This is a genomic window from Pseudoalteromonas sp. BMB, from assembly GCF_001709235.1.
GTDB classification, from domain to species: Bacteria; Pseudomonadota; Gammaproteobacteria; order Enterobacterales; family Alteromonadaceae; genus Pseudoalteromonas; species Pseudoalteromonas maricaloris.
Map to the genome: position 1 here is coordinate 1 of NZ_MBQA01000116.1, position 13,644 is coordinate 13,644.

The 13,644-nt window shown below is 44.9% G+C and carries 11 protein-coding genes; 5 read left to right on the plus strand and 6 right to left on the minus strand.

Translation table 11 applies throughout. The features are described 5' to 3' along the window. Nucleotides 1-269 precede the first annotated feature (269 nt). The 5 genes from BB427_RS08290 to BB427_RS08310 all read left to right on the plus strand — a co-directional run bounded on the left by BB427_RS08290 (nucleotide 270) and on the right by BB427_RS08310 (nucleotide 7,370). Complete coding sequence (locus BB427_RS08290) at nucleotides 270-1,517, plus strand: efflux RND transporter periplasmic adaptor subunit (RefSeq protein ID WP_069020222.1); 1,248 nt, start codon at nucleotides 270-272, stop codon at nucleotides 1,515-1,517. An 18-nt stretch (nucleotides 1,518-1,535) separates the two neighbouring features. After that, a complete protein-coding gene (locus tag BB427_RS08295) occupies nucleotides 1,536-2,243 on the plus strand; it encodes an ABC transporter ATP-binding protein (RefSeq protein ID WP_069020224.1) in 708 nt (235 codons plus the stop codon). Next, complete coding sequence (locus BB427_RS08300) at nucleotides 2,240-4,627, plus strand: FtsX-like permease family protein (RefSeq protein ID WP_069020226.1); 2,388 nt, start codon at nucleotides 2,240-2,242, stop codon at nucleotides 4,625-4,627. Before BB427_RS08295 ends, BB427_RS08300 begins: the two co-directional genes overlap by 4 nt. A gap of 68 nt (nucleotides 4,628-4,695) precedes the next feature. Next, a complete protein-coding gene (locus BB427_RS08305; protein ID WP_069020228.1) occupies nucleotides 4,696-6,066 on the plus strand; it encodes a sigma-54-dependent transcriptional regulator in 1,371 nt (456 codons plus the stop codon). Nucleotides 6,067-6,074: 8 nt separating this feature from the next. Continuing rightward, nucleotides 6,075-7,370: a sensor histidine kinase gene (locus BB427_RS08310; protein ID WP_254663607.1), complete on the plus strand. Its 1,296-nt coding sequence runs from the start codon at nucleotides 6,075-6,077 to the stop codon at nucleotides 7,368-7,370. 27 nt (nucleotides 7,371-7,397) lie between these two features. Here the strand turns inward: BB427_RS08310 and BB427_RS08315 are convergent, their stop codons facing one another. The 6 genes from BB427_RS08315 to BB427_RS08340 form a co-directional block, all read right to left on the minus strand. Next, nucleotides 7,398-8,537, minus strand: a complete 1,140-nt coding sequence (locus BB427_RS08315) for a PAS domain-containing protein (protein ID WP_069020233.1) — start codon at nucleotides 8,535-8,537, stop codon at nucleotides 7,398-7,400. A 100-nt stretch (nucleotides 8,538-8,637) separates the two neighbouring features. Then, a complete protein-coding gene (locus BB427_RS08320) occupies nucleotides 8,638-9,717 on the minus strand; it encodes an NAD(P)/FAD-dependent oxidoreductase (protein ID WP_069020235.1) in 1,080 nt (359 codons plus the stop codon). Nucleotides 9,718-9,728: 11 nt separating this feature from the next. Then, nucleotides 9,729-11,657 carry a LodA/GoxA family CTQ-dependent oxidase gene (locus tag BB427_RS08325; protein ID WP_069020237.1) on the minus strand — a complete coding sequence of 643 codons (1,929 nt, stop codon included), beginning with the start codon at nucleotides 11,655-11,657 and terminating at the stop codon, nucleotides 9,729-9,731. Between the two features lie 289 nt (nucleotides 11,658-11,946). Next, on the minus strand, nucleotides 11,947-12,957 hold the full coding sequence (locus BB427_RS08330) for a phage late control D family protein (RefSeq protein ID WP_069020239.1): 1,011 nt from the start codon (nucleotides 12,955-12,957) through the stop codon (nucleotides 11,947-11,949). Nucleotide 12,958: 1 nt separating this feature from the next. Next, nucleotides 12,959-13,174: a tail protein X gene (locus BB427_RS08335; protein ID WP_010378405.1), complete on the minus strand. Its 216-nt coding sequence runs from the start codon at nucleotides 13,172-13,174 to the stop codon at nucleotides 12,959-12,961. Between the two features lie 25 nt (nucleotides 13,175-13,199). Continuing rightward, entirely contained in the window at nucleotides 13,200-13,631 is a 432-nt protein-coding gene (locus BB427_RS08340) for a phage tail protein (protein ID WP_010378403.1), read from the minus strand. Nucleotides 13,632-13,644: the final 13 nt, after the last annotated feature.

The following is a 13,644-nucleotide window of genomic DNA, read 5'->3' on the forward strand; positions in this document are numbered from 1 at the left end:
TCATAATTAGTAGTTATCCTTACATCTTTTTCTATGCCAAATAAAACCAGACCACGAACCAAACTGCAACAAAAAATTACATAAATTCAACAAAAATGCTGTACTAACTCATCCCAAAACCACAATTTTTATTTTCGAAACCGCAAAAAGCACTCCTTCCCTGCAAACAGAGAAAGTAAAAAAACCAATAATTTCAGTTAATTAAATTTTGGCATGTGACTTGTTATCTACTGAGTAATAACAACCTTCATTCCACCAGAGATATCAACATGGATATACAAGTCGAACATAAAAAACGCAACAAGGTTAACTGGTTGTGGGCTGTTGGCGGAACTATTTTCGCCGTAGTTATTATATGGCTGCTATTACAACCCTCAGCGCAGGCATCTTTGCCTATGGCAAAAACATGGATTGCGGAGGTTCAGCAAGGAGATTTAGAAGTCAGTGTATCTGGATATGGTCAGCTTAAATCGAAAACGCCGCGTTTGATAAGTGCCGCAAGCGATGCCACGGTTGAAGAAATTGTGTTGCGCCCGGGTGCACAAGTTAACCCCGACAGCACCATCATGAGGTTACAAGATGCAAATTTGGCCCAATCTTTAAAAGATGCCAAACGCAGTTTGGCGCAATCGCAAGACCAATATCTACAGCTCGATATCAATCAACAACGAGAACTGCTGTCTCATCAGGCGGATTTGGAAATTCTGAGATCTGAGTTAGAAAGTGCCGAGCTGGAGGTTACTGCTCAAGGAGAATTGGTTGAAGATGGAGTTGTTTCTAAACTCGACTACCAACGCGCGGTACTTACCCATCGCCAGCTGAAACGTCGCATTAATATTGAACAACAGCGAATATCACAATTGCAGACCTTACACAAAGCCAACCTGCAGCTTGCGCAGTCGAATATTGATGCCAGTAATGAAGCATTTTTATTGGTGCAAGATAGGGTGAATAAGCTCACTGTACGGGCTGGGATCAAAGGAATATTGCAACAACTTCATGTGGAACTTGGACAAAGTGTCTCTCTTGGCACTCAATTGGTGTTAGTTGGTAGCACCACAGATTTATATGCGCAATTGCAGATCCCACAAGCCTATGCCCAGCAAATAAAGCTGGCTCAGCATGTGAGCATCAATACCCGTAACGACTTAATTGAAGGCCAAGTGTCGCGCATTAATCCAATGGTACAAAATGGCAATATTGAAGTTGAGGTGACACTGCCTAAAAGTCTGCCCGCGAGTGCTCGCCCCGAGCTAAATATTGAGGGAAAAGTCTCTATCGACAAATTGAGTTCCGCACTGTTCATCGACAAACCCGTCGGTGCAAAACCTTATAGCCAAGCAACCTTATATCTTGTTGATAAAGAAAAACAACAAGCCCATGCAATTCAAGTACACTATGGCGCAGAAACGTCACAGCATATTCAGCTGCTTAGTGGCGCTTCGACAAATCAGCAGTTTATTTTGTCGGATATGGCATCTTATGCCGACACACCCATAGTGACTTTGAGCAAATAACAAACCAAAGGAAGAACAATGAATAATAAACACGTTATTGAACTTAAAAACATCACTAAAAAGTTTGTCCTCGGCGGAATGGAAACACTGGCACTGCGTGGTGTAAACCTCAATGTAACTCGGGGCGAATATCTGTCAATTTCAGGCCCATCGGGCTGCGGCAAATCAACACTCCTAAATATTCTTGGTTTATTAGACAGCCCAAGCACCGGCACCTACACAATTGCGGGTAACGATGTCAGTAACCTTGACATCAATCAAAGAGCCACACTAAGAAATAAACATATTGGCTTTGTGTTTCAGTCATTTAACCTCATCGATGAATTGAACGTCTTTGACAATATCGCCTTACCTATCAAGTACAGTAGCACCGCACTTTCAAGTACTGCGTTAAAAGAACGGGTAATGACTTGCTTGGAGTTAGTACAAATGACCCACAGAACAGAGCATAAGCCCAATCAACTGTCAGGTGGACAGCAGCAACGTATCGCCATCGCCCGTGCGCTCGCCAATCAGCCAGATATTCTGCTTATTGACGAACCTACAGGAAACTTGGACTCAAAAAATGGCGATGCGGTAATGAACATGCTGAGCGACCTAAACGCCCAGGGCACAACCATGTGTATGGTTACCCACGACCCTAGGTATGCAGACATGGCAAAACGTAAACTGTTCTTGTTAGATGGGGTGATGGTGGATGAAATGAATTTGGAGATGGTGGGATGATAAAAGAGGAATTTAAGCTCGCACTGTCAAATCTTAGGAAGCTTCCAGGGTTTAGTCTTACCGTACTTGTCACCCTAGCATTAACCTTAGCAGCGCTAACGGTAGTGATTAATATCAACCATAGATTGATCACGCAACCGCTACCCTATCCTGATGCAGATAAGCTGTGGGTGACCGATCAAAGCGAAACCATTAATGGAGAAACCCAATATGGATTCCAACTGCTCTCGACCCAGTTTCAGCTATATCAAGATAAGCAATTTATCGACAAAATGACGATGATGCATTTCGTATCATCTCGTTTTATGGACATTAAGGATATGCCCACGGTAGACATTATTCGAGTGACTCCCGAATTCTTTGAGTTGTTAGGTACGCCACTGCATCTTGGTCGCGCGCTAAAGCAAGACGAAGGCGTCAGCGATGAACAAAAAGTTTTAGTCTTGAGTTACCAGTCTTGGATAACGCACTTTAATGCCGATCCAGATATCGTTGGTAGCTACACATCCATAGATCGTGAACGCTATCAAATTATCGGAGTAACGGGAGAAGCGTTTGAAGTGCCTGAGATCTTTGGTGGCTTTCCCGTTAGCGGCTTTAGTAGCTTTCCGGAGCCTGTCACCACCACCTCGCACTGGAATAACATCAGTAGCCAGTTTAACGGTATCGCTCGACTGAAAGCGGGTGTTAACATAGAGCAGATGAATCATGCGCTGGGCGAACAGATTAACACGCTTTACCAATCCCGTGAAAACGTAGCGCCTAACACGCGAATTGGCGCTCAGTTTACACCACTGCGTGACAAAATCGTTGCACGAAGTGATGAACTCGCCATTACCTTGTTGTTCTCAGCAGCGGTTTTGGTGCTCATTGCCCTGACCAATGTGGTTAATTTATTTCTCTCAAGGGCTGCGCAAAAACAGCGCACCATGGCAATTCAAGCGGCACTGGGGGCAAAGCCTACTCACATTTTTGTCAGTATGTTTTGCGAAAGCATCCTGTTAGTGGGCGCAGCCACTATACTCGGATTATTGCTTGCCGAGTGGTTGAATGTTTGGTTAGCAAACGACTTGAGCTATTTATTTAGTCGCATGCAGGGCTTAACTCTGGACTGGCCGACCATAGTGGTTGCTTGTGCACTGAGTCTGATAATAGCGCTACTCATCGCCTGGTTTACCAGCAAACAAGTAAACTATCATGCCCTGACAGATGCGCTACACAGCAGCGGTAAAGGCACTGGCGCGCAAATTTCCAAGCGTACTCGTCAAGTGTTGGTGGCATTACAAGTATGCTTTGCCAGTATTTTACTCTTTCTAGCGGCCAACAAATTAGTTCCCGCATACGCGCAAATGACCCATCCCACAGGATTTGATACTGAGCATTTGTACTATGTCCGTATCGATGGCAGTGCCACAGAAATCGATAACTTTGAACTTGGCAAACAAATCAAGCAGCTTTTAGCCAATCAAGCGAGCATCGCATCGGTATCAGCAAGTTACACTTCACCACTACAAATGGGATGGCAAAACTATTTGTATGATCAAAATATCGCGCTGATCGGTATCGTCAGTTTGTCCTTTTACGACGAAGACGGTTTCACTGCGCTTTCACTGCCACTTGAGCAAGGAAGCCGGTTTACACCAATCATGGCCTCAGGCTCAGACAACAATGAAATAATTCTCTCAGCTTCTCTCGCTAAGCGTTTGTACAAAGATGAAAATCCAATCGGTCAAACCCTCTATGCAGACAGAGAGGTGCCTAGAAAAGTGGTTGGGGTTGTGAGTGATATTTACGTACCCACGGGCAACCGAGGCTATACCTTAGAGCGCTATTACTTGCCTGTCACTGAAGGCAGCACATCTTTTATTATCAAGGGGAATTCTGCACTGTCTAAAGTCCAATTAACTCACGCTCTCAAGGCCATTCATCCAAGCCTAAACTTTGCTTTCTTTGAGCCTGTAGATGACATGCTAACCCAAAGGCTAAGACAAACTTGGCTGCAAGCAATGTTGACTGTCGCCCTATTAGCTCTTACCTTAAGCCTAGCTGGCGCTGGGATCTACGGCGTACTCAACTACAGCGTACAAATGCGTCGCTATGAGCTTGGCATTCACTTGTCGTTGGGCGCACATACACACAAACTGATAGCACAAGTGCTCAAGCAGAGTCTTACACCGGTAATGATTGGCCTTGGAGTGAGTGCATTAACCGTTGCAATCGGATATGGGATACTGACAAAGATAAGCACAACTGCTATTTCTGTGAGCTGGTTCGCCGTTATCGTGACAATCCCTATCATGCTGCTGACTGCGCTCATCGCAAGCTATTTACCAGTGCGAAGGGTGATAAGCCAAGATCCCATAAAAGCGCTAAGAAACGAATAAGTTAATAATAACAACAGGAATGAGTAGGCAAAGCGTGGCGTGTAAACGCCCTTTGCCTATAACACACTATGCAAGGTTCAATTTTAATCGTTGATGACAAGGCCGATATCCGCCTTAGCTTACAGTTTTTACTAAAAAACCACGGTTTTACCATTTTCAAAAGTAGTAGTCTCGATTGTGCTGCTAAGCAGCTCAATGCGCACGACATTGATATTGTACTGCTAGACATGAACTATGAATTTGATACGACATCCGGCGATGAAGGTCTCGCTTTTTTGAGTCAGTATGCAAGCCAAAGTAGCGCAACCTTTATTGCGATGACTGCTTGGTCTAGCGTCGAACTCGCCGTCGAAGCCATGCAGCGCGGCGCCAAAGACTTTTTTGCCAAGCCTTGGGACAACCACGCCGTGGTAATGATGGTGAAAAAGCATTTAGGGCTAAAGCAAATCGCTGCAAACCAACAATCTGCTTCCCCCCAACAAATTACAGCTAAAATAGCGCCAAATGTAGACCATGCTGATACATTACTCTGGTTAAGCCCCGCGATGCAAACGCTAAAAAGCCAACTGGATCGGATTGCCAAAACCAAAGCGAATATATTGCTTAGAGGGGAAAATGGTACGGGAAAATCACAAATTGCCAGCTACATCCACCAGCAAAGTAACATCACAGGCAACTTTGTGAGCACCAATATGGCGGCCATTCCAGAGTCACTGTTTGAAAGCGAAATGTTTGGCCATGTGAAAGGTGCGTTTACTGACGCTAAACAGGATAGACAAGGTCGTTTCTCAATGGCTGAGCAAGGGACTTTGTTTTTGGATGAGGTAGGCACACTCACAGAGCCTCAACAAGCGAAGCTACTACGAGTATTAGAAACAGGGGAATATGAAGCTGTTGGCTCGAGCAAAACGCAGCATGCAAGCTGTAGAATCATTAGCGCAACTAATGCAGATTTAGAGTCGCAACAACAAGCAAGTCAATTTCGTAGTGACCTGTATTTCAGACTAAATACAATGGAGTTTGAGATCCCACCACTGCGCTTGCGTCGCACTGAGATAGTTCCACTGGCCGACTTTTTTATTCAAAAGCACGCAACGGCCTATGAATTAGACGTAAAACCTTTGTCTCATGTAGCAAAAACAAGACTACAAAGTTACGCATTCCCGGGTAATATCCGTGAACTTAGTCATATGATGGAACGTGCGATTTTACTGTGTGATGGCACTGAAATTGAAGAAAGCGCGCTTTCTTTAAAATCTGTGGTAACCACAGAGCAAGGTGAGCCTGAAATGATGACGCTAGATCAAGCCGAGCAAAAATTGATTAAAATGGCGCTGTGCCAATGCCATGATAATGTGGAAGATGCTGCGGTTTTACTTGGGATCAGTAAAAGTGCGCTATATCGTCGCCTTGATAAGTTCGATATTAAAACGCGATGAGCTTGCCTATGAAAAAGCCTAACTTTGAACAGACTATCGAGATTTTTTACCTGGTAATTTGGCTTCTGTTCACCGTACTCAGCGCTTTTTTTATGGTCATCCTTGAGGTCTCAACACTCTGTGTTATCACCTACTTTATCCTTGTCCTTTGTCCGCTCGCACTGCTGTTGTATCATTTTAAACAGCGCCTGATACAACCTTTTTATCACCTCTCAACCACCATAGAGGCGATCAAAAACGAAGAGTATGGGCAGCGCTTTTACACCTCTGACAGCTCGGGCATTCTTCACAGTTTGCAGCAAGAAACACAACAATTATGTCAGCAGCTGCAATCATTCAAATCAGAGCGAGACCACCAGGCCATATTACTATTTAGACTCATTGAACAACTGCCCAGCCCCATCGCAATTTTCGATAACGATACTGCACTGGTGCATGCCAATGAAGCCTTCTCAAATTGGATTGGCAAACCATGGCAAAGCCTACGTTTATTAAAAGCGCATAAGTTCAGCCTTGAGTATCATAGTGGCCATTGGCACTTTAACCACCCTACTCTCGGTGATGAGTGGCAGCTTCGCTATAGCGAGCTTACCATTGCAAGCATGCAGGCGCACTTAGTGATCCTGACCGATGTGCAAGCGGTTGTCAGTCAAGCTCAGCGCGACGCTTGGCAAAAAATGATCAGAGTGCTCAGCCACGAGATTCATAATTCTCTCTCGCCGATTAAGTCACTTGCTCAAACCTTGATCGAAATTCCCACCACGCAAGAAAATCAAGCCGATTTTGAACAAGCGCTTGGCGTGATTGTGCAGCGCAGCGATGGCCTGATGTCATTTGTTAATCGCTATGCAAGCGTTGCAAAACAGCATCAACTTCATATAGAAGCGATATCCATAAATGACTTACTAACACCGCTCGTAGGGCTTTTCGACAATCGCGTGAGATTAACCATTGAACAGAACTTTACGCTGCAAATTGATCAAAGCTTACTTGAGCAAGCACTTGTAAACCTGATCAAAAATGCCTTGGAAGCGGGAGGTAAGCGCAATGCTGTTTACGTCAAAGCATATCACAATCATAAATTCGCAGGTATTGAAGTACTCGATGAAGGGCATGGCATAAAGAACGCTGACAACCTATTTGTACCTTTTTACACCACTAAAGCAGCGGGTAAAGGGATTGGCCTCATCTTAGCTAAAAATATCGTTGAACAGCATAACGGAAAACTGAGCTTAACCAATCGTAAAGAAGCACAAGGCGCAATTGCTCATATTCAGCTTCCACTGGCGGCAGCGAATAGGTGAGTGTTCACCGCCACCTCTAGGCAACATTTATTCAGACATTTTAAGCATCGCAATCAACTGACGGCCAGCGGCAATGGTATTGGTTTCACCACTATAGATGTTGTCGCATTCTTTCGATTCAAACACTTCTTTAATCCAAACAAATAAATCTTTGTTAAACATCACCAGCATCTCAACGGGAATATCTTTGTCGTGCAAATGCGCCGTTAAACATTCTGCAACCTCATCAATTAATAACGCGCCATCATTAAACTCAACACAAAAATACAAGCTATTAGCCAATTCTTTGTACAATTTTACAATTAGTTCAATACGTTGCTGTGAATATCCGTTGGCTTGAATAAGGCCAACTTCGGCATCCACCTCTTCTACGGCTTCAAGTAAACATGCAACATCATCGCCTTCTATCGGACACTCAAGCCAAAATTCGCTGGCAGATTCCGCCTCTTTTTGCAATTTACTTGAAAATGCTCCGAGGTCGTCTGGGCCCATATCGAAAAAAGCATCATCGAATAGATCATTGGCGGCTTCTGAGCGTAAATTACCGTTGAGTAATTTTTCATTTTTCTTGAGCTCTTCGAGGGTTTCATCAAACAACTCAATTGCCTCTGGCGCAATCTTTCCTCGATCTCTTTGGCGTCGCGCTTCAGGCCCAACAAATGCCTGATTATGTGAGATTTTAAAGTAAAACTTCTTAAAGACTTCTGTCGACTCTTGGATTTGTTCTGCGAGTCGACGCAGATTAGTTAAGTCTTTTTGCATCGAAATATAATGCGTCACCTCTCCTTGTTCATTACGAATAGCGGAAATATTCCACTCTACCGGATACATACTGCCATCTTTACGATAGTTAATAGAGGAGCCATAGAAAAAGCCGTTGCGCTCAAGGGCATCACTTAGCTTAGCAATAACGCTTTTATTACTTTTAGGCCCTTGTAAAATCGCAGGGGAATTGCCAACAAGTTCTGCGAGCTCATAACCCGTATGCGTACAAAACTTTTTATTGGCGTAGACGATGCGATAGCCATTTTCCCTATCTGCATCGGTGACAACCACCGCATGATGAGAATGCATAAGTACTTGTTTTAATAATTCTATTGCTGAGGTTTGCTTTAGTAACTGGCTGAAAAACAAGGTTTCTTCAATGTTATCTTGCTGGATAGGCATATAGCTTCCTTAAACCAAACGCGGCTTATTTATATACCTTTAAACAGTAGCTCAATTATCGTTACCTGCTACTTTTTCAGCATCAAAACAATAATACCTGTTAACCGATTAACTTTGACCCCTCGTAAAAGTGCTGTCGATGCTCAAGGTAGCGCATCCACACTCTATCCATTTGCGACTGATATAGTTTTGCGCCATGTTTGTAATCCATGCCGTGCAACAGCAGCATATCCGCAAGTTGCATGCTGCTAGTCATGGCATGCAACATGCCTTGCGAAGAGAGCGGATCAAAACTCATGCTCGCATCACCCACCGCATACCAGCCTTTTGCTGCACAACTATCCAAACGGGCCGAATTTGCACTTACCATTGGGTGCAAGTGTGCTGTTTCTATATCCACCAAGTCCACTAAGGTGTTAAACCCCCTCACCTGCTTTACTTTGGCTAAAAAATCTCGAGCGTTGGTGATGTTGCACTTTTTGATCGCATCAGCGCAAGCCTGCCAAGAAAACACCCGAGGCTGCATATTAGAGTCGAGTGAAGAGCATGCCGCGCTCGGCGCACTATACCACCAGCCATTTTCTTCATCGCTTATCACCGCAAACTGTTTCGTCGTGGCAACCTCTGCGGTAAGCCACAGTGCCATTTGCTTATCAAACTGTTGTAGTTTTGCACCGAGTCGCCTCGCCAGATGACAGGCGCGACCGGTGGCATCAATAAGCAGTGTTGTCGTGATAGACATGTCAGTGTCGCAGCCTTCAACCCTAACTTGCCACCCTGATTGTGTTTGCACCACATCAGTGAGCTTTGTAGAAGATAACAAAGGGATACCACGAAGCACTAATTGATCACGAAGTTGCTGTTCAAAATGCTGCCGATGAATGTGCCACCCCAAACCATCGGGGTTTTTAACGTTATCCACTATGGTAGGCGATTCACTGCCCCAAAACGAAATCATACCGTGACAAGTGAGATGTTCCGGGCTTTGTAATAAGTGCAACAGGTTAAGCTTTTTGAGAATTCTAGAGGCCGCTGGCGGTAAACACTCGCCCACTTTGTCTTTAGCTGTAGCGAGCTTATCGACTACTATCACCTGATAGTGGGGATGCAAAGCAAGTGCAGCAATGCATCCTGCAATGCCTGCACCTACAATTACAATATCCGATTTCCTTTCAGCCATATTAGCCCTTATTATTTGCGATTCCGGCGATGTGCTTTGTCGGTTTGTGACAAGTCAGGACGACAATCTCGTATGCTTTCGTTATTATCCGCAGCCAGCAGTTTTTCCGCTTTGACTGGTGTTAACCCTACTTGCATGGTGGTTGGAAAACCAGTTACGCCTTTTTCTGTCTTCGGTAATACCACCGCCAATTGACCAAACCCAGTGATCATACTGTTGATCTGCTCGATATAGTTGGTTGAAGGGCCTATCGGCAAATCGTTTAGCCACAGCTCCCGGTCATTAAATGCTGCTTGCCGCTCTGCAAATGGCTTAGTTTCATCGACTACCCGGTGATAATTTTGCTCGCTAAGCATATTATTTGGCACTCGTGCAGGCCAAAAGGTCGGTAAATAAGGGTCGTAAGCTTCATTGTAGCCATCGCGACAACTCGCGGTGTCTGTTTGCCAAGGAATGGCCATCCAACGTGTAATGCCACCAGCAACCTGCCCTGTTTTTAATGGGCCGCTCGAATGCAGCGCTATTTCTGATGTCATTTCCACGCCATAATTGGTGCCGTGGGTCGGTGCAGTATCTTCTGAATGTTTAAGACGGAAAGCCTCGCTATACATGCCCGCTGTACGCATTGGCCAAGTCATTTCACATCCAGGGTGGAAAGCATCCGCTAAACAGAACTCCATCGCCGCTTTAGTTAACATCTCAGGCTGCTCAGCAACCGGAATTTCATCAATGCTGGTTGGGGGGCAATAACAAGGGTCGTAATCAGAGTCAAATTCGCCATTCGACCACTGCTGTAACATATTCAACTGAATGTCTGTCAGGGTGACAAACTGCCTTGGCGAGTCATCGGCATCTACACTCATCGCATCGCCGTACAACCAAGGCCACAACTGCGGAGCGGTAGCGGCAAATTTAGGGTTCCAACTATGTTTTTCATCCGCCGTGGTGACTTTTTCTATCTGTCTAAAGTTATTAAAGAGATTACGTCTTGCTTCTTGCCATGTGCGTGAATTGTCATTTAAACGGCTGATCCAAGTCTCTGAAGTAAAATCAAAGGGGCTATTCCAGCCAAACCCAGCGGCAAATCCCGCATTAACCCATTGTAAATCGGTTAACCTTTGGAAAATTGGCAGAATGTCTTTACTAAAGGAAGGCTTACCCTTAGGTGCAGGTAGCATCTTGGCGTCAACTGCAACCTGACGCATTAAATCCCACATGGTTCGCGGAGATTTTTGCATTGGTGCGTAATCTGGTGGCGCACAAATAACCCATGCTGGTTTCACATCAAGTGCTTTGCCTTGATATTTAACCTCAGCAGTTACAGGGCCGTCCGAAGTATCGTCGTACCAGCCTTCATTATTACCGAACGTGATCGCCTCGTGGCCTTGAGGATTTTCTGACACCCCGTGCCCACCAAGCATAAGTAAGCGGCCCTTATCATCGGTACGCATTTCGCCTAAGTACACTTTTTTACCGGCAAAGCATCCTTCAAAGCGACTACAACCGCCCCCTGAAGCAATACCACTGATCTGCTGCGCCCCACCATCAATGAGCAAGCTGTTACGGTCGTTTACATTGAGGTTGCGCAGTAAACTCGGCTCGGCTTCAGCCGCCTCTGGAATATCCAACGCTAATTGAAACTCATACCAAGATGCTTTTTGATTAGCCAAGCGTGCATGCCAAATGATAGAAGCACCATCGTCACAAGTGAGTTCTTTAACGATGTTGCCCTCGGCGTCCAATCCATAAATACGAAATCGCGCGGCTTGGCGCTTCAACGCTCCAGTGCTATCGCGATAGTAATTCATATCTCTTGGAATGGCGGTATCGACCTCAGGACCAATAAAAAATTCATCAGGGCTGTTACCAACCCGCATTACTCCAATGGGTGGGTATATCGCAGCTGAAACAATGGGATTTTGATTGCAGTGATGTGACATGTTGTAATCCTTTTTACAGTGGTTCAAGTCATGAAGCTTTACAGCAGTGTAGAAGCTATTTCTGACTTACACCATTACATCGAATTACAGGTAGGAAAGAGGCCAGAGCCTCAAAATGAGGATGGCCCACATGGAGAAAGGGTGATATCTCACCTATGATGGATAAGATAAAAGTACACCCTGTGCGGGACACAGGGAGAAAGGAAAAATTAAGGAAGGAAGCGCTCAATGGGATAATCACTGACGCCTGGTATAAAAAATGTGGGATTTAACTTGTACTAGCTCAAACTTAACCTAATGCTTCGCATACTAAATAGCTTTTAAAGCCGGCGTGATTAATTACATGTTTGACCTCACAGACAAACCAGTCACCGTTGAGATTATCGTCAACCTCTTCGATAGTTATCACGCCACCTGCTAGTAAGTTAGGGTCGCCAACCACACAAAGCTGCACACTAGTATGCGCTCGATTTAAACGCTGTAACATGGCCGTCGCCGCGGTTTGTGCTTCGGCTTCATTAGGATAAACGTAAGAGAGTGTCGTGTTAGGTGAACCGCCACCGACACTTACCAATGTTTTTTGCGCTAACGCTTTATCGTAAAAATAAGCTTGCACCCCTTTGACTAACTTGTTGTGATTAGCATTAAGCTGCCATGAAACCAGCTGCTTTTTACTTACCGTCACGCTAGGTAAAGCTTTGCCAGTTAACGACTTTCCAGTACCTTTAGCCATAAATATAAGCTTGTCATCCGCAATCTTCATGATTGCATCAAACTGCACGGCAAGCTTGCTTAGCAATTGCATATCGCTTTCACTTTGCTCAATGTGCGGTATTTCTCGGCCTTGAAAGGCATCACCTATTTTTGCCTGCAGCCCATACTCACCAGCAATGTCTTGAATAAGTTTGTCCAGCATCAGCGGCTCATCCTTACCCAGCTCTGGCCAAGAGCGTATTTTTAATGCCTTAAAATCTTGATCCCACAGCACTTTATTACCATAAAACGTCAACGAGCGATTGGGGCCAGTCAATTCATAAGCGCCCACTTCGAAAATACCTAATTTGGTTGAGGGAGCACTCTGATCTTTGGTGCCTTCTTTATATCCCATCGCAATTTCTAGTTGATCCGTTGGTGCGGGTAAGGCAATGGGCGCGTCAGCTAAATTATCAAATCGTACATAGCAGGTATCACTCGCCAGTCCCGTGCGTGTTGTAACACTGAGCTCAGCCAAGCGGTTCTTCAGTGTTTTTGATACCTCATTGCCATTTGCTTTAATAGAATAATGCGGTTGTAAGTCCATATTAATCCCAAATATTGATCACTTTAGACACAGTAGGTTTAGCGATTTCGGGAAGAAAAATACTGATCTGCTCCGAATAAATTGGCCCAAGCTCTGCCAAGCCATGATTGGCTTCTAGCACCTTTTCTACCATGCCACTACTGCGGCCATAGTGCTTAAAACAGATGAGATCGAGACAATCGCCATCTCGCGTAATATAAGTTACCCCTTTGCTCATAACGACTCCTTAGCACCCAGCGCGCTTAATAGCGGCTGAGCTCCATTGAAAATTGGATTTCTCGTGGGATCCCATCATTAAAAAATAAGGTCCGCGTTTCACTTATCCGTTTGATGACCCACTTACCCATCACGCGCCCTACGCTTGGACTAGATTTCCCACTTTCTTCAACATAGCCAAGCGTCATCGGCTCCCCTTTGGCGGCTTCATCTCTCATCATGTCTAACTGCTTCAAGCCGTTATCCACAATTTGCGGGAAGATCACCCCTTCAATGTTTAAGGTTTGCTCTCCTACGCCAATAAATTGCATCGGCGGAGAATCCTTATCAGTCTGAGATTTGTGGGCTTCCCAGCGATATTGAGAATCGTACTGGAGCTTATTAAACGCTGCGGTGCTTACTGAGAACTTGTAGTCTCCCAGTTGCATCATATGTTTAGCATGATTAACTTTGCTCATTTAGTCCTCTATC